Origin of the sequence: Candidatus Nitrotoga sp. M5 (genome assembly GCF_927904885.1) — a bacterium.
Taxonomy (GTDB): domain Bacteria; phylum Pseudomonadota; class Gammaproteobacteria; order Burkholderiales; family Gallionellaceae; genus Nitrotoga.
Map to the genome: position 1 here is coordinate 14,502 of NZ_CAKMNW010000079.1, position 16,837 is coordinate 31,338.

Below are 16,837 nucleotides of genomic sequence, written 5' to 3' on the forward strand. Positions count from 1 at the left end.
AATTATGGCCAGCGGCGTCAAGTACAAATCCATTTCCAGTATTCCGGTCAAGGTTATCGGCACGGTCGTAGGTTCGAAGTCTGTCAACTCTGAGTTCCGCTGGAAGCGGCGGTTAATGCAGATACTGGTACTAATCCTGGTAGTATTGATTCCTGCTAGCGGTCTATTCCGTATAGATCCGGGGGCTGCTGCTTTTGTTGTGCTTGATCGGCAAATATGGCTGGCTGATTTTTCTTTGGTAACCGGAGCATGGCTTTTTTTGGCGAGTAGTTTGGTGTTGCTGTATTCGACTGCAGGTACGGTTTTTTGTGGTTGGGTTTGCCCTCAAAATACTATAGCTGAGTGGGCTAACAATCTTACTTATAAACTATTAGGTAAGCATGCAGAAGTAAGTTTAACCGGCGAAGCGCCGCGCGTAGCGGGTGCCAAGAATAAGATCTTGAATTGGACGCTGCTCGGAGTTGCTTTTTTGGGAGCGGCTATGTTTTTTGCGCTAATCCCGTTATTTTATTTTTATCACCCAAGTGTGGTGTGGTCTTTTGTGACGCTGCAAGAAAATGCCAAACTAGCTGGATCGCTGCATTGGATTTACTCGGTATGTGTCGTGATCGTTCTGATAGACATTGCGATAATAAGACATTTTTGGTGCCGCTACGCATGCATTTACAGAGTTTGGATGCATTCGTTTAAAACCAAACAGACATTACATATAGCATACGATGCTAGTCGAAGTGATGAGTGTGCCAAATGTAATTATTGCGTCACTTCTTGCTTTATCGATCTGGATCCACGCAAAACAGATGTATATGACAGCTGTATTAATTGTGGTGATTGTGTTGATGCTTGCAATCGATTGCATAACAAACAGGGCGTCCCTGGGTTATTGCGTTTTGATATGCTTGAACGCACGAGTAAAGGTGTAAACAGGTTTAGTGGCATCGCAATTTCATTGCTCGCTAGAATGGGCTGGACGACCCCCGTCGTAGTATTGGGTGCTGTGATGTTTATTTGGGGGTTATGGTCATATCAGCCCTATCATGTAGCGGTGGGCAATGCGGATATTCAGCAAGGGCAGTCGATTCAAGAGTATCGTATTGCCCTTTCTAATAAAATGTATCATCCTGCAAAACTGAACGTACGTGTGTTAGGTTTGCCGCCGGGCAGTTACCAGCTTAGTGCAGAGGATATTGAGTTGCCACCGGTCGGGCGAGAGTCGCTCATACTATCTATCGTGAAAGATTTGCCACGAGGACTGCATTCTATCGTGGTGGAAGTTTCTGCAGGTGATATTTGGACGGGGAGATTCCCTATTCAACATTTTTCAGAACAAAGGAGAAAGCTATGATCGCCAATGAGATTGGTGATAAAGCTAAAGCAAAAGCTTTATCTAACATAGATGTGCCGAGCTGGGGCGAAATGCCGGATGATCATTTTGGTTATGCTTCTGATGAAGAACGCATGTCCAAGCGCGGGTTAGAAGACTGGGAACTGGTAGAAACCATTCCTGAGTCGCAAAAAAATATACCCTATTGGTTTATAGGTGTGACAGTTGCAGTGTTACTGGTTGCGGTGGGTTTGAGTTTCCCTTTTTGGGGCCTTCGTCCGGGTGATGAACGTCCTTGGGTTGACTGGGGGTTCATTATCGCTATATTTTATGTTGCTGCTGGAAGTGCTTTTGTTCGTTTCATGGTAAATTTATATGGATCGTCGATGGGTGGCAGGCTGGATTCAGATAAGAATAAAAAGGAGTAAGTTCATGAACTCAATGCAAATAAATAATTTGCATACTCCGATTGCCCGATTTAGAAGAGCAAATCTAAAATATATTAAGTTGTTTTTTTTGCTGCTGTTAGCCGCATGTGGTGGGGACCGAGTTGCTGATACGCAACCACAAACGTGGCAAGATGCGGCGGTGCAAGTTGAATCCAGACCCAGCCCACCACGACCTGGGATGAACGAGTTTTTGGTGATAGTGACTGGCAAGGGTGGGCCGATCCATGACATTATGGTTTCAATACGCACTGACGACCAAGATCCTTGGGTGCAGGCAATACAAGATGGGGATATAGGCGTTTTCCGAAGGGCGGCGCAAGTTGCGCCAGGCACCAGATCCGTGTTACAGGTACAAATAAAACGTAATGGTGGCGCTGAAGGAGTTTTGCGCTTCCCGTTAAATTTATCTATTGAGCAATAAGTTGTGCTTAAGAATTCCGGTCTTTGTTTTTAAGGGTAAGCACGACGTTTGCAAGATAGATACAAAAACCTGTCGCCATTATTATTCCAGAGCTGGCGACGATGGGACCATAATAGGCATGCACATCTGTCATAGCTTGAAGATTATTGTCCAGCAATAAATTTCCTTCCAGGATGCCAAATACCATTTGTGTAGTATAAAAATAATACACCCCGATCGCTGTCCACCAAAACGAATGGTTTACCAGGCGCAAAGAGTAAATCGCCTTTCCACTAACAATGGGTAGCAAATAATACATAGTTCCCATTGCAAATATCACTAGTCCTCCGATTAAGTTTATGTGTGCATGTGCTAAGGGATCTATCATGTGCCCAGGGCCACCGTAAGGGCTGCCGATTGAATCCAGCCAAGCTCGTATGGATGGTATAACTTGAGACATGCCGTGCATCGCACCGACAAAAAATGAAATGGTGGAAATTAAAAAAAACTTAATTAAATGTGGAAATTCAGAGTTATTTAAACGCATGAGTAGTATGGTGTATGATGCTTCAATAACGAAAGCACGGCCGTAATACGACCGTGCTTTCGCGGATAACTGGACAACGATTTTTTATCGTTTTGAGCGTTGCAAATTTTTAACAGAAGCTGCGTAATATTTACTTCTTTTTGTCGCCCTCTATCATTCGTGCAATGCCCATTCCAGCCAAGGTTGTGGCGATAATAATGCCAGCGCCGAAGATAATTATGGGAACAAATACTTCCATGGTAATACTCCTTTAACGTTATTTAGAATAAACATTATTACTCTCACGATGAGTGTATCTAAAAGGTATTCGTTGCGCAAGGTATTTGTCTAAGTAAGGCATTGCGTGCCTAACTTAGACACAATATAATATTAATGAGGGCTACATTAACGATTCAATTCTGGCCGGAATATGTCCGTCATCAAAATGATACCACTTCTAGGTTAAGTTCTTGGTGAGGTGTTGTCCCGCTAAATATCAGATTTTAAACTAATACTCCTATCGTAGAAAAACATGTCAAACGAAAAAACATTAAGACCAATAGCTTCAGTCCGTACATACCCTACCGATGTAGATAACGTAATTTGTCTTGCTTTGACTGATACTAATGGCTCTGAAACAGAGTTTATTATTAATCCAGAAGGATTGAATGCTCTTATATATCCGGTTCTTGGACTTGCATCAAAATGGTCAAAAGAATCGGGTTTAAAAGTGGAATCTTGGTCTGGTCCTAAAAATGCGCTCCCGGCACAGCATATTGAATTAGCCATGGGTCGAACCCCTACTGAATGTGCAGTACGGGTTTTTATGGGTGACGTTGAACTAACATTTATCATTCCTTTAGACGACGTGCTTAAGGCTGCTACGAAGTTAGTGCAACACCTTGACAAAGATTCTGGAAATTCAATACATTGAGCTTTGTAAAGCCTGATCTGCCGAGTTGAGCGTCGGTTAGATTTTATTTATTCAGCCTCTTATCTGAAGCAATTATTACTCTGATACGATATGAGAAAGTAAAGTAGCTTTGATATAGTGTAATACTAACGTGTTTGGCGCTTTGGGCCATCACCTGAATCGTTCGCTTGGCAGCAGAAATGATTCAGGCGATAGTGTTCAATTTCTGTGGGATACTTGCTCAAATTTGAGTTGTTTTATTTTTGCAGGTGTTGTGTTTGACAGGCTGAAACTTTGCAATATACCCATTAAAAATAAATATGCCACTTAACTCGTTGTTCAGCGGAAGCTAATAATAAATTGCATTAGACCTGTTTTAAACAAAAATTCCCCAGCCTATCAAAGCGTAACGCTCCAGTAAAATCAGCACGACAAATACTAACAGCATAAACATCATGAAACGCACTATCTGCCAAGCTAGATTCAGATAGCGGCGATTACGTGTAACAAAATACGCTCCGCCTGAAAAAAGAATGAAAAGAGCGGCCAAGATGAGCAGCAGACGCATTATGAGCAAAGTATGTATCCTTACAGTTGTGTAGCTGTATTTAACTTCTCCTAATTCTCATCCACTCGGCGCAGACTTGATTTGGGAGTTGTTGCCTGATGAAGATCAGGTGGTCTGCAATTGTAAGCGCAAGAATGCTGGTGCTCCCTCATTCTTTTTGAATGTCACAAATTCCCAAGCTTGTTCATCAGCCAGCAAGGCGCGTAGTAGGGCATTGTTCAGAGCATGGCCCGATTTATAACCAGAGAAAGCACCGATCAAGGGGTGTCCAAGCAAATACAGGTCGCCAATTGCATCTAGTACTTTGTGCTTGACAAACTCGTCCTCATATCTTAGTCCGTCTGGGTTGATGACTCGGTACTCATCCATCACGATGGCGTTATCCAAGTTGCCACCCAGCGCCAATCCCTGCGCTCGCATGTTTTCAACGTCGTGCATGAATCCGAAGGTGCGGGCACGGCTTACTTCCTTGATGTAAGAATGTTCGCCCAGATCTATCGTTACATGCTGTTTTGTTGAAGCAAACACTGGATGTGAAAAGCTAATAGTAAAGTTAAGTTTATAACCGTTAAATGGCTCGAAGCGCACCCACTTATCATCATCCTTTACCTCTATAATTTTTTTTATGCGGATGAATTTCTTTGCCGTAGACTGTTCGATGATGCCTGCAGATTGTAAAAGGAAAATAAATGTTCCAGCACTTCCATCCATAATAGGCACTTCAGCGCTATTCAGGTCAACAAAAGCATTGTCCACGCCAAGTCCGGCAAAGGCTGACATTAGGTGCTCTATAGTGGCTACACGCGTACCGTTTACTTCCAGGCAGGTAGATAAGCGTGTGTCGTGCACTACATGTGCTTCAGCACGAATCGCCACCATCGGCACTGCATCTACCCGTCGGAATACTATGCCACTGTTTGCTGGTGCAGGAGACAAGGTAAGATTAACCCGCTCACCAGTATGCAGGCCTACTCCAGTAGCATGCACCGATTTTTTTAATGTGCGTTGATTAACCATGCTGTTTTAAAACATTTATAAGTTTTTTTAAATATTAACATAGTTCATTCTGGCCCCAGTTTATGTCAGTACTATACAGAAGAGCTGTTAAACAATTTGCTTGCATATTGTGGCGTGTTAATTCCATATCTAATATGAATCATATACTCATGAAAATTACCTAAGGTGAAGCACCTTTCATTGAATCAAATCTCCTTTCAGAAAGGTCTGAAAGGTTGGAATGAGCGGTCTCTCAGATCGGTATTAATCTGCTTGCTTGCGCAGAAAGGACGGAATGTCCAGTGTGTCTATACCGGACTGCTTCATTGCTTCGACTGCTTCACGGTTACGGCCGTTACGAATCACAGCAGGCATTTCAAGCTCTTTATAATTGTTCGCGAAAATTGGTTCGTTATGTGTTCCTGTACGTTGCCCATACACAAGCTCAGGTTTAATTTGCTTGCGTTCCAGTGGAGAACCCAAGCCAGTTGCCACAATGGTCACTCGCAGTTCGTCACCCATACTTTCATCAAATACAGAGCCAACTATTACGGTTGCTTCTTCAATGGCAAATTGCACACTGTTGGTAATTTCTCTGAATTCTTTCAGGGTAAGTTTGCTACTGGAACTAATATTTATCAGCACTCCGCGCGCGCCTGCTAAATTTACGTCTTCTAGCAAAGGGCTGGACATGGCGCGTTCTGCTGCAAGTTTAGCGCGATCAGATCCAGAAGCGGTAGCCGATCCCATCATAGCCATGCCGTTTTCAGACATAAGGGTGCGCACATCTGCAAAATCCACATTCATCAGGCCGGGTACATTAATTACCTCCGCAATTCCCGCCACCGCGCCCTGCAATACACTATTAGAAGCGCTGAACGCATCCAGCAGGCTAGTGTCTTCGCCCAGTACGCTCATCAGCTTTTCATTTGGCACAATGATGAGTGAATCCACAGATTCGCACAGAGCTTCGATACCAGCGTGAGCCAAACGCATGCGCTTGCCTTCGTGCAGAAATGGTTTGGTTACCACGGCCACGGTAAGGATGTCCATTTCCTTGGCTACTTGGGCCACGATAGGTGCCGCGCCCGTGCCGGTGCCACCACCCATTCCCGCAGTGATAAATATCATATTGGCTCCTCGGATCAAGTCTGCTATTTGCTCGCGATCTTCCTCAGCAGATGCTCGTCCAATATCCGGAATTGCGCCCGCACCTAACCCCTTGGTAATAGTGGAACCTATCTGTAATTTAGTGTGAGATTTGTTGCGATTGAGTGCTTGGGCATCGGTATTAATGACAATGAACTCTACACCCTGAACGCCTTTCTCAATCATATGATCCACTGCATTTCCGCCGCAGCCGCCCACGCCTATAACTTTAATTACTGCGTCCTGAAGTTGTACATTTTCGATTTCAAACATTATTTTCCCCTTGATATTTACAATATAAACTCAAACACTGAATAATCCACTTGGCCTGGTTCAGCCAGAAATTATTCCCCTAAAAATTTCTTTTGAACCATGCTTTCATACTGCTCAACACATCGTTAAAAGAATTCGAATGCTGACGCGTAGCCTGATTGTGCTGGTACTGCTCCAATCCATAGAGAAGCAAGCCAACACCGGTGGAGTAACGAGGTGTTTTTACTACATCAGCTAGCCCCCCTATATAACGTGGCAGACCTAAACGCACCGGCATATGGAATATTTCCTCCCCCAGTTCTACCATGCCCTGCATAGAGCTGCTGCCTCCCGTGATAACGATGCCTGAGGACAGCAAATTTTCGAATCCACTACGGCGCAACTCAGCCTGAACCAGCAAATACAGTTCCTCTACGCGTGGCTCAATGACTTCTGCCAAAGTTTGCCGCGACAACATACGGACATCACGCTCACCGACTCCAGGGACACCGATCGGCCCATCACCAGCGAGCTGACGCAGAGCGCAGCCATATTTAATCTTGATGTCTTCCGCATCCGATGTCGGGGTGCGCAAAGCCATTGCGACATCATTTGTAATCTGGTCGCCTGCAATTGGAATTACGGCGGTATGACGAATTGCACCACCAGTAAAAATCGCCACATCAGTTGTACCTCCGCCGATGTCCACTAAGCACACGCCCAAATCTCTCTCATCGTCCGACAATACTGCCTTACTTGATGCCAAGGGTTGCAGAATCATTTCCCGCACCTCAAGTCCGCAACGGTGCACGCATTTCATGATGTTCTGTACCGCTGCTACTGCGCCAGTAACGATATGCACCTCGACCTCAAGGCGCATACCACTCATACCTAGCGGTTTCTTGATGTCCCGCTGTCCATCGATGCTGAATTCCTGTTCCAAAATATGCAATATCTGCTGGTCACTAGGCATGCTTAATGAGCTGGCAGTTTCAACTGCTCGGTCAATATCAGCCTGCGCAACTTCTCGATCTTTAATTTTGACCATGCCATTGGCATTGGCACTTTTAATATGGCTGCCCGCGATGCCGGTGTAAATCTCACGAATTTTGCAATCGGCCATTAATTCGGCATCACCAAGTGCACGCTGAATGGCTACCACGGTTGCATCAATATTGACCACCATGCCTTTCTTCATGCCGGAGGATTCGTACATTCCAACGCCGATTACTTCCATAGTTCCTTCGGACTTGACCTTAGCGACGATCGTCACAATTTTGGAAGTGCCGACGTCCAACCCTACGATTAAATTCTTGTTTTCCCTGCTATTACTCATTGCATTTCTCCACTGCCAAAACTTTTTTTTAGTTGTATGGACGATGCAGGTACTAGATACGCGTCCCATCTTGAGATAAACCCTCTATGAGATTTTTAGCTTCGCCCTATATTTCGTTTTTTCCCGGTCATGCTCAGATCGTTTGTTGTATCTGATAGGTAAGCTGCGAATCCATTGCTATAGCGTAAATCCACATACGCTACTCTGTGTTGTTGTCCATTTTCATGCGGAGCTTTCCCCGCATGAAAAAATTCGTCATTTTGTTTCATGGTCATCAGGCTGTATGGGTACACTGCCACAAAGCGTGCCAGACGCTGCTTTGACTGCTCACGACCTAATTTCAGCAACGTGCCGTTGTTCAGGCGCAACTGCCAGGAACGGCGCGGAGACAAACTGATTTCTGCAATTCCCTGCTTAAGCGGTGCAAGCTGCTTAGTCAATTCGGCATACATCTGGGTAATTTCGGCTGCACTATCGGGTTGCCCGATGAAATTGGGCAATTGCTGGCTTGTTTCTGCCCAGAACACTGCACCGTGGGTGTTCACTAATCCGGCGTCGTTCCAATTTGCCAGCGCTACATGCTCTTCCAGAGTTATCTCCAGTCGCCAGGGAAAATGTCGCCGCATGCTTACTTTGCGTACCCAGGGGATGCTCTCTAAAGCCTGCCGTGTGCTTTCCAGATCGATAGTGAAAAAATTACCGTTCAATTCATTACGTGCGATTGCTTCAATTTGAGCAGGGAGCACTTGGTGGGGCGCAGTGCTAATAGATACAACGCGTAACGCAAATACTGGCAAGTGCAACGTATAGTGCAACGCGCCATATAAAACCAGTACGAAACAAATGCCGAACAGCGTGCTGGAAATCATGTGCAGCAACTCCGGCTTATTCCACATGGGATAACTCCAATATGGTTAATACCAGTTGTTCGAAACTCATTCCTGCCTGAAGTGCTGCCATTGGTACCAAGCTATGGTCGGTCATGCCAGGTACGGTATTGATTTCTAGCAAATAAGGCTTTTCAGCTGCACTCATCAAGAAATCTACGCGTCCCCAGCCGGTGCCACCTATCAATTCAAAGCCTTGTATTGCCAGACGTTGCATCTCGGATTCTTGTTCTTGCGACAAGCCAGCGGGGCATAGATAACGTGTGTCGTCGCGCAAATATTTTGCCTCGTAGTCGTAAAATTCATTAGCGGGTTCTATCTTGATTACTGGCAGTGCCTGTCTGCCAAGGATGGTGACGGTGTATTCGCCCCCGCTGATAAACGTCTCCGCCATTACCAGTTTGTCGTGCTTTGCTGCTTCTACATATGCAGCTTGCAGTTCACTGACCTTTTTAACTTTACTGATACCCACACTAGAGCCTTCATTTGCTGGCTTGATGAAAAGTGGTAACCCGAGTCGATTTGCTATCGCAACCAAATCGCTGGATGCATCGAGCATTTCGTAAGCTGGAATAGGCAGCCCCGCAGCCTGCCACACCAATTTGCTGCGCCACTTATCCATGGCTAACGCCGAAGCTAATACGCCGCTACCGGTATATGGGATATTCATCAATTCAAGAGCACCTTGTACCGTGCCGTCTTCGCCCAAACGTCCGTGCAATGCAATGAATACGCGTTGAAAACCGTACTCAAGCAGCTTATGCAAATCTTGTTCGGCAGGATCAAATGGCTGGGCATTAACGCCACTTTTAAGTAGTGCTGTCAGTACGGCTGAACCGCTCTTGAGCGAGATTTCTCGCTCGTCGGAACACCCGCCATACAGTACTGCAACTTTTCCATGTTGTGCAGGGGGCCGGGAGTGTGGAAATATATATTGCTTATTCATGATTGCTTGCGTACTCGCCTATAATGCGCACTTCCGGATGCAGGTAAATACCTGTCTTGTGTTGCACGCTGGTTTGCACCTCGTTAATCAGATTTTCAATGTCTGCCGCTGTGGCACTACCCACATTCACGATAAAGTTGGCATGCTGTTCAGAGACGCGCGCGCCGCCAATTTGCAAGTTTTTTAACCCGCACTGCTCGATCAGACGTGCCGCATAACCATTAGGTGGATTACGGAACACTGAACCGGCATTCGGCAGGTTCAAGGGCTGAGAGGTAATGCGTTTGGATAGAAGCGATTTAATCTCGCGGCGAGCGAAGTCGCCATCACCAGAGGGCATGTGCAGTCTCGCGCCGACAAAAAACTCCTCTTGGTGAATAAGTAATGAAATAGAGTTGCAGGCGTCGTTGTTTTCTAAGAATTTACTCTGCTTTTTCAACGCAACATGCCGATAACCAATTTCATAATCATTCGGCTCACGTTCCAATAGTTTTCCGTTATGCATTAACGTCTGCACATTTTTTACCAGCCCCCAAGTTTCACTACCGTAACAGCCAGCGTTCATTGCCAACATTCCACCCAACGTGCCGGGAATTCCGGCAAAAAATTCCGCTCCAATCAGGTTATGCTTAGCAGCGAAGCGGGCCAGCTTGGCACCAGATATTCCAGCCTGTGCATAGAGCGATCCATCCGCTTCGATATGCATTTCGGTAAGTGCTGCATGTAATAGCAGTACCGTGCCGTGAAAACCGCCATCACGCACCAATAGATTGCTGCCCAATCCCACCGCGATTACTAACTCATCTGCTGGCAAGGTATGCAGGAAAACCATTAAGTCAGCCAAGTCAGCGGGTTGATAGACTTTCTCAGCATAGCCACCAGCACGCCAACTGGTGTGGCGGTTCATGGCTACGTTGCGGCGTAGCGTTCCGCGCAGCTCTTCTGAAATAAACTGTGTTGGTTCGATCATATTCATTTAGTAGGTGCGCCAATATTTGTGGCTATATTTTTTAGCACGCTCGCTACACCACCAATAGAGCCTGCTCCCATAGTTACGACCACATCACCGGTCTGTGCCATGTTCAGAATGGCCTGTGGCATATCTAGAATATGTTCCACAAACAAAACCTCATTTTGTCCGGCTATACGTAACGCGTGTGCCATTGCTCGTCCGTCTGCGGCAACGATGGGTGACTCGCCAGCGGCATATACTTCAGCTAGAAGTAATACATCCGCCCCGCTTAATACCTTGACGAAATCTTCGAATAAATTACGTGTACGGGTGTAGCGATGGGGCTGAAACGCCAACAATAAACGTCGCCCTGGAAATGCCCCACGCACGGCATTTACTGTCGCCTGTATTTCGATCGGGTGATGGCCGTAATCATCGATCAGAGTGAAGGTGCCACTACCCACTAGTGGAATCTCACCATACCGCTGAAAACGCCGACTAACACCCTCGAATTCACCTAGTGCGCTAATGATGGCGTCATCTGCTACACCGACTTCAAGGCCTACGGCGATTGCTGCCAGTGCATTCAGTACGTTATGCTGTCCAGGCAGATTGAGTATTATTTCCAGATCGCGTGGCTGTCCGTTTTGTCGGCATAACGCAGTGAAGCGCATTTTTCCATCTTGGTGACGAACATTCACCGCACGTATTTGTGCATCTTCAGTAAAGCCGTAAGTAGTAACTTGCTTGCTAATATTGGGCAGAATGTCGCGTATGTTGGCATCGTCCAAGCACAAAATGACCATGCCATAGAAGGGCAAATGTTCGACGAAATCTACGAATGCCTGCTTCAGCTTCGAGAAATCATGCTCATATGTTTCCATGTGATCGGCGTCGATGTTGGTGATGACAGCCAAGATGGGTTGCAAGTACAAAAACGAAGCATCCGATTCATCAGCTTCCACTACGATAAACTCACCCGTTCCCAGTTTGGCGTGGGTGCCGCTACTGTTAAGTTTGCCGCCAATGACGAAGGTTGGATCAAAACCCCCTTTAGCTAACACGCTCGCGGTCAGGCTAGTGGTAGTGGTCTTTCCATGTGTGCCTGCCACCGCGATTCCTTGGCGTAAACGCATCAGTTCTGCCAACATCATTGCGCGCGGCACTATTGGAATATTGCGTGCGCGCGCGGCTATTATTTCCGGGTTGTCTGGATTCACTGCGGAAGACACTACCACTGCATTTGCGTTTGCCAAATGACTATCGGCATGTCCCAAATACACTGTCGCGCCGAGTTGTTTCATACGCTGTGTGATCGCATTGTCAGCTAGATCAGAACCACTCACTTGATAACCCAAGTTGAGTAATACTTCGGCTATTCCGCTCATGCCGGATCCACCTATACCAACGAAATGGATGTGTTTAACTTTATGTTTCATCCGGCCAACTCCATACAAGCCTGTGCAACACACTGTGTTGCTTCTGGTTTGGCCAGTTTGCGTGCATTTTGCGCTATGGTCAGAGCGTGTTCTCTGGTTATCCCCTGTAATAAATTTGCCAAGAATTGTGGCTTCAATTCGGTCTGTGGGAGCAGAGTGGCCGCGCCACGCTCACTAAGGAAACGTGCATTGCCGGTCTGGTGATCGTCCACCGCAAACGGAAATGGCACCAGTATGCTGGCTACGCCCGCTGCCGCCAGTTCGGCGATAGTCAAGGCTCCGGCACGACAGATCACTACGTCCGCCCAGGCATAGTGCTGCGCCATATCATCCAGGAATGGCTGAGAATCGGCGTTGACTGCCGCCTGCCGATAAGCGGTTCGTACTGCTTCCAAATGTTGCTTGCCAGTTTGGTGCAGTACATTGTGGCGCGTAGCCGCTGGTAATAATGCCAATGCCTGTGGTACGCATTCATTAATTGCCTTTGCACCTAAACTGCCACCCAGCACTAATAGGTTAAGCACTCCACTACGTGCAGCGTAGCGTACATCCGGCTCGGATAGTTTGGTAATGCTATCGCGTACTGGATTGCCGCACCATTCAGCTGCTGGCAGTACGCACGGGAAACCGCTCAGCACTTTTGCAGCCAATCGCGCCAATACTTTGTTGCTCAGTCCGGCAATAGAGTTTTGTTCGTGAATCAACAATGGACGTCGCATAAATGCAGCCATGATTCCGCCAGGGAAGGTGATATACCCCCCCATGCCTAACACTACGTCGGGGCGATGACGTAACAATGCAGCACCGCTCTGTCCTAATGCCAGCAGCAGATTGAGTGGTAGCATCAATTTGCGTAGCAGCCCCTTCCCGCGCAGCCCGGAAAATCGTACATGTGCCATTTCATAGCCATGCTGGGGCACTAATTCTGCTTCCATGCTTCTAGGTGCTCCTAACCAAATGATGCGCCAACCTTTTGAGCGCAGGTAGTCAGCTACAGCCAAAGCCGGAAATATATGGCCACCTGTTCCACCAGCCATGATCAGAATATTTCGAGTCATTTAGGCAGGCCTCTCAACATTCGTCTGTTTTCCCAATCGATACGAAGTAGCAGCGCTGCCGCAATGCAACTCACCACTATGCTGCTACCGCCAAAACTTAGAAAGGGCAGGGTTAACCCCTTAGTGGGCAATATGCCTGTGTTTACGCCAATATTTATCATCGCCTGAACGCCCAGCCACGCAGCAATACCCTGCGCCACCAGTGCGGAAAACAGGCGATTGAGATTGGCAGCTTGACGGCCGATGGCGAAGGCGCGAATGATCAGCCCAACAAATAACAGGATAACCATGCATACACCAACGAAGCCAAGCTCTTCAGCAATAACCGCGAGTAAAAAATCCGTATGTGCTTCAGGCAAATAGAATAATTTTTGGAGGCTGCCACCCAATCCCACGCCGAACCATTCGCCGCGACCAAATGCGATTAACGAATGACTTAACTGGTATCCCTTGCCGTAAGGGTCAGACCATGGATCCCAGAAACCGAATACACGTGCCGTGCGGTATTCTGATGAGAAAATAAGAGAAACAAATGCGACAGGCAGGGCAATCATCAATCCGGCGAACACCTTGATATTAAACCCGCCAAGAAACAGAATGCACATTGAGACAATACAAATCACCACGAAAGAGCCCATATCTGGCTCTAGCAACAATAAACCTCCAACCAGTGCCATCACTGCAAACATCGGCAGAAATGCCTGGCCCCAGTGATCTTTGACTAAACCTTTGCGCACGGTGTAATCAGCCGCATATAAGACGGCAAATAATTTTATGAGTTCAGATGGCTGGAGATTAATGACGAACAATGAAAGCCAACGGCGGCTGCCATTAACTTCGCGCCCAATGCCAGGGATAAGCACTAGAATCAAAAGTGCCACGCCAAGCAGAAACAGATAGGGCGCCAGCTTTTGCCAGTGCTGTAGAGATATTTGGAACGCCATTGCACCGGCTACGACCCCTACGAAAATATACAGGGCATGCAGCATCAAGTAATAAGCAGGCTGAAAGTCCGTATATTTGCTTGCTTCGGCAGTGGCGATAGAAGCCGAATACACCATTACTAGCCCGAACGACAGCAACGCGATGGTTATCCACGACAGTATCATGTCGTATTCAACCCATGCATTGTGGCGTCTGGTCAGACTTGCGGTGAGCATGCCATATCCCTTTGTAATGCCTGCACTGCGTCGATAAATTTTTCAGCACGGTGGCTGTAGTTACGGAACATATCAAAGCTGGCGCAAGCAGGTGATAACAGCACTGCGTCACCTGGTTGTGCCAGAGAGGCACTCTGACGCACAGCATCGTCCATATCCCGCGCATTAACCACAGGCACACTGCAATTTTGTAGTACCGCTACAATCTTGTCGGCATCGCGTCCGATGAGTACTACAGCACGCGCATGCTGCGTCACGGCCGGATAGAGCGGCGAAAAGTCCTGTCCTTTGCCCTCTCCGCCCGCAATTAAAACGACAGGCCGTCTTAAACCCTGCAGTGCAGCTATAGTGGCGCCGACATTAGTTCCTTTTGAGTCATCGTAATAAACGATGCCATTGATTTCCGCTATGGGTTGCACGCGGTGCGGCAAGCCCTCGAAAGCGCGTAACGCATTCAGTAGCGGTTCTATCGGCAAACCCACTGCATGGCACAAGGCTAGAGCAGCCAATGCATTAGCCACATTATGCAATCCCGCCACTCGCAGCTCATTGGCGTTCATGACACGTCGCTGACCATGCATTAACCATGCACCCTCACTGCTGCTATCTATACCCCAGTCACTATCGGTGAGAGGCGGGGTATTCAATCCAAATGTATTTTGTATGCAGCCTGATAACGCCATGCCAGCACTAATTTCATCATCGCGATTAAGTACTTGCGCGCTTCGTTGTCCGTTGTTGTGGAAGATACGCGCCTTGGCGGCTATATATTCGTTTATGCCGGGATAACGATCGAGATGGTCTTCGCTGATATTGAGCACTGTTGCTGCATCAGCATTTAGCGAGGAAGTGGTTTCCAATTGGAAGCTGGAAAGTTCAAGTACCCAAACGTCCGGCTGTTGTCCTTGGCGCTGTAATAGCACATCCAACACAGTGGGCGAAATATTGCCAGCAACTTCCGTGTCCAAACCTGCCGCTCGGCACATTGCACCGACCATGCTGGCTACCGTGGTCTTGCCATTGGCACCGGTGATGGCAATAATTTTCGGGCGCTGATCTTGCGGCACTGATTGCGCAAACAATTCAATATCCCCGACTATTGGAATGCCACGTGCCGTAGCCTGTACTACGAACTGGCTACTTAATGGTATGCCAGGACTGATGGCAATCAAATCGACACCATTGAGCAATTCGTTACGAAACGTACCACAATGCAATTCCATCTCGGGAAATTGAGTGCGCAATGCATCCAGAGAGGGAGGGCAGTCACGACTGTCGGCAGCGTGCACGCGCGCGCCCTGCACAATAAGCCAGCGGACCAGAGATAGCCCAGTCTCTCCGAGTCCAAGTACTAGCACAGATTTATTTGATATTTGGATCATCGTAATTTAAGTGTAGTCAATCCAATTAATACCAACATCATCGAAATAATCCAAAACCGAACAACCACTTGATTCTCTTTCCAGCCTTTTAACTCAAAATGATGATGGAGCGGTGCCATGCGAAAAATACGCTTGCCAGTAAGCTTGAAAGAAACCACCTGGATGACCACTGACAACGTTTCCAGTACGAACACCCCACCCATGATAAGTAGTACAAATTCCTGACGTACGATCACCGCCACCGTGCCAAGTGCAGCGCCCAACGCCAACGCACCTACGTCGCCCATGAAGACTTCTGCCGGATAAGCGTTAAACCACAAGAAAGCGAGCCCCGCGCCCGCAATTGCGCCGCAGAACACTGCCAATTCGCTCGCGCCAGGGATGTGTGGCATTCCAAGATACTTGGAGAACACAGCATGGCCTGCAACATATGCAAAAATTGCCAGTGCACTGCTAATCATTACCGTGGGCATGATTGCCAAACCGTCCAGACCATCGGTCAAATTGACTGCGTTACTGGTGCCAACGATAACGAGGTAGGTGAGCATAATGAAAGTGAATGCAGTTAGCGGAAATACCAGATACTTGAAGAAGGGCACGATAAGTTCAGTATGTGCAGGCAGGATGGCGGTCTGCCACAGGTACGCCGCTACGATCAGCGCAATGATGGATTGCCAGAATATTTTGGCTTTGGCAGACAGCCCCTTGGGGTTGCGGTGTACCACCTTGCGGTAATCATCGACCCAACCGATTGCACCAAATCCCAATGTGGAGAGCAACACCACCCATACATACTGGTTATTCAAATCGGCCCACAATAACGTGGTGATGGCTATCGAGGTAAGAATTAACGCGCCCCCCATGGTTGGCGTGCCAGCTTTTATCAGATGTGTCTGAGGGCCGTCATCTCTTACAGCTTGTCCTATTTTATAGGCGGTCAGCTTGCGTATCATCATCGGCCCAACCAGGAAAGAAATAGACAATGCAGTCATTGCTGCCAGCACAGCGCGCAGCGTGATGTAATTGAATACACTGAATACGCTGAAATATTGCGATAACCATTGCGCGAATTGAAGTAACATTTTTGTTTCTTTCGGCTG

17 protein-coding genes are annotated in these 16,837 nt (G+C 47.3%); 4 read left to right on the forward strand and 13 right to left on the reverse strand.

All coding sequences use genetic code 11. The annotated features are described in order from the left end of the window. Positions 1 to 4 precede the first annotated feature (4 nt). The 3 genes from MJ770_RS14290 to MJ770_RS14300 are packed head-to-tail and all read left to right on the forward strand — an operon-like array spanning position 5 to position 2,194. Positions 5 to 1,345 carry a 4Fe-4S binding protein gene (locus tag MJ770_RS14290; protein WP_239255762.1) on the forward strand — a complete coding sequence of 447 codons (1,341 nt, stop codon included), beginning with the start codon at positions 5 to 7 and terminating at the stop codon, positions 1,343 to 1,345. Beyond that, complete coding sequence (locus MJ770_RS14295; RefSeq protein WP_239255764.1) at positions 1,342 to 1,752, forward strand: hypothetical protein; 411 nt, start codon at positions 1,342 to 1,344, stop codon at positions 1,750 to 1,752. Before MJ770_RS14290 ends, MJ770_RS14295 begins: the two co-directional genes overlap by 4 nt. Before the next feature lie 4 nt (positions 1,753 to 1,756). Further along, entirely contained in the window at positions 1,757 to 2,194 is a 438-nt protein-coding gene (locus MJ770_RS14300) for a hypothetical protein (RefSeq protein ID WP_239255766.1), read from the forward strand. Positions 2,195 to 2,201: 7 nt separating this feature from the next. Here the strand turns inward: MJ770_RS14300 and MJ770_RS14305 are convergent, their stop codons facing one another. After that, complete coding sequence (locus tag MJ770_RS14305) at positions 2,202 to 2,720, reverse strand: cbb3-type cytochrome c oxidase subunit I (RefSeq protein ID WP_239255768.1); 519 nt, start codon at positions 2,718 to 2,720, stop codon at positions 2,202 to 2,204. Positions 2,721 to 3,231: 511 nt separating this feature from the next. On the opposite strand from MJ770_RS14305, the gene MJ770_RS14310 reads away from it, so the two are divergent. Next, entirely contained in the window at positions 3,232 to 3,633 is a 402-nt protein-coding gene (locus tag MJ770_RS14310; protein ID WP_239255770.1) for a hypothetical protein, read from the forward strand. A 355-nt stretch (positions 3,634 to 3,988) separates the two neighbouring features. Here MJ770_RS14310 and MJ770_RS14315 read toward each other — a convergent pair whose 3' ends face one another. The 12 genes from MJ770_RS14315 to mraY form a co-directional block, all read right to left on the reverse strand. Then, positions 3,989 to 4,189 (reverse strand): hypothetical protein, encoded by a 201-nt coding sequence (locus tag MJ770_RS14315; protein ID WP_239255772.1) that lies wholly within the window; start codon positions 4,187 to 4,189, stop codon positions 3,989 to 3,991. 96 nt (positions 4,190 to 4,285) lie between these two features. Next, on the reverse strand, positions 4,286 to 5,197 hold the full coding sequence (gene lpxC / locus MJ770_RS14320) for a UDP-3-O-acyl-N-acetylglucosamine deacetylase (RefSeq protein ID WP_239255774.1): 912 nt from the start codon (positions 5,195 to 5,197) through the stop codon (positions 4,286 to 4,288). Positions 5,198 to 5,440: 243 nt separating this feature from the next. After that, positions 5,441 to 6,598 (reverse strand): cell division protein FtsZ, encoded by a 1,158-nt coding sequence (ftsZ, locus tag MJ770_RS14325; protein ID WP_239255776.1) that lies wholly within the window; start codon positions 6,596 to 6,598, stop codon positions 5,441 to 5,443. Positions 6,599 to 6,677: 79 nt separating this feature from the next. Then, on the reverse strand, positions 6,678 to 7,913 hold the full coding sequence (ftsA, locus tag MJ770_RS14330) for a cell division protein FtsA (protein ID WP_239255778.1): 1,236 nt from the start codon (positions 7,911 to 7,913) through the stop codon (positions 6,678 to 6,680). 95 nt (positions 7,914 to 8,008) lie between these two features. Then, positions 8,009 to 8,809, reverse strand: a complete 801-nt coding sequence (locus MJ770_RS14335; protein WP_239255780.1) for a cell division protein FtsQ/DivIB — start codon at positions 8,807 to 8,809, stop codon at positions 8,009 to 8,011. Further along, entirely contained in the window at positions 8,799 to 9,746 is a 948-nt protein-coding gene (locus tag MJ770_RS14340; protein WP_239255782.1) for a D-alanine--D-alanine ligase, read from the reverse strand. Before MJ770_RS14340 ends, MJ770_RS14335 begins: the two co-directional genes overlap by 11 nt. After that, positions 9,739 to 10,722, reverse strand: a complete 984-nt coding sequence (murB, locus tag MJ770_RS14345; RefSeq protein WP_239255784.1) for a UDP-N-acetylmuramate dehydrogenase — start codon at positions 10,720 to 10,722, stop codon at positions 9,739 to 9,741. The genes MJ770_RS14340 and murB overlap by 8 nt, the downstream gene beginning before the upstream one ends. Next, a complete protein-coding gene (gene murC / locus MJ770_RS14350; protein ID WP_239255786.1) occupies positions 10,719 to 12,137 on the reverse strand; it encodes a UDP-N-acetylmuramate--L-alanine ligase in 1,419 nt (472 codons plus the stop codon). The genes murB and murC overlap by 4 nt, the downstream gene beginning before the upstream one ends. After that, positions 12,134 to 13,195, reverse strand: coding sequence for an undecaprenyldiphospho-muramoylpentapeptide beta-N-acetylglucosaminyltransferase (gene murG / locus MJ770_RS14355; RefSeq protein WP_239255788.1), 1,062 nt, complete (start codon positions 13,193 to 13,195; stop codon positions 12,134 to 12,136). Before murG ends, murC begins: the two co-directional genes overlap by 4 nt. Continuing rightward, a complete protein-coding gene (ftsW, locus tag MJ770_RS14360; protein WP_239255790.1) occupies positions 13,192 to 14,355 on the reverse strand; it encodes a putative lipid II flippase FtsW in 1,164 nt (387 codons plus the stop codon). Before ftsW ends, murG begins: the two co-directional genes overlap by 4 nt. Beyond that, positions 14,337 to 15,737: a UDP-N-acetylmuramoyl-L-alanine--D-glutamate ligase gene (gene murD / locus MJ770_RS14365; protein ID WP_239255792.1), complete on the reverse strand. Its 1,401-nt coding sequence runs from the start codon at positions 15,735 to 15,737 to the stop codon at positions 14,337 to 14,339. Before murD ends, ftsW begins: the two co-directional genes overlap by 19 nt. After that, on the reverse strand, positions 15,734 to 16,819 hold the full coding sequence (mraY, locus tag MJ770_RS14370) for a phospho-N-acetylmuramoyl-pentapeptide-transferase (protein WP_239255794.1): 1,086 nt from the start codon (positions 16,817 to 16,819) through the stop codon (positions 15,734 to 15,736). Before mraY ends, murD begins: the two co-directional genes overlap by 4 nt. Positions 16,820 to 16,837 lie beyond the last annotated feature (18 nt).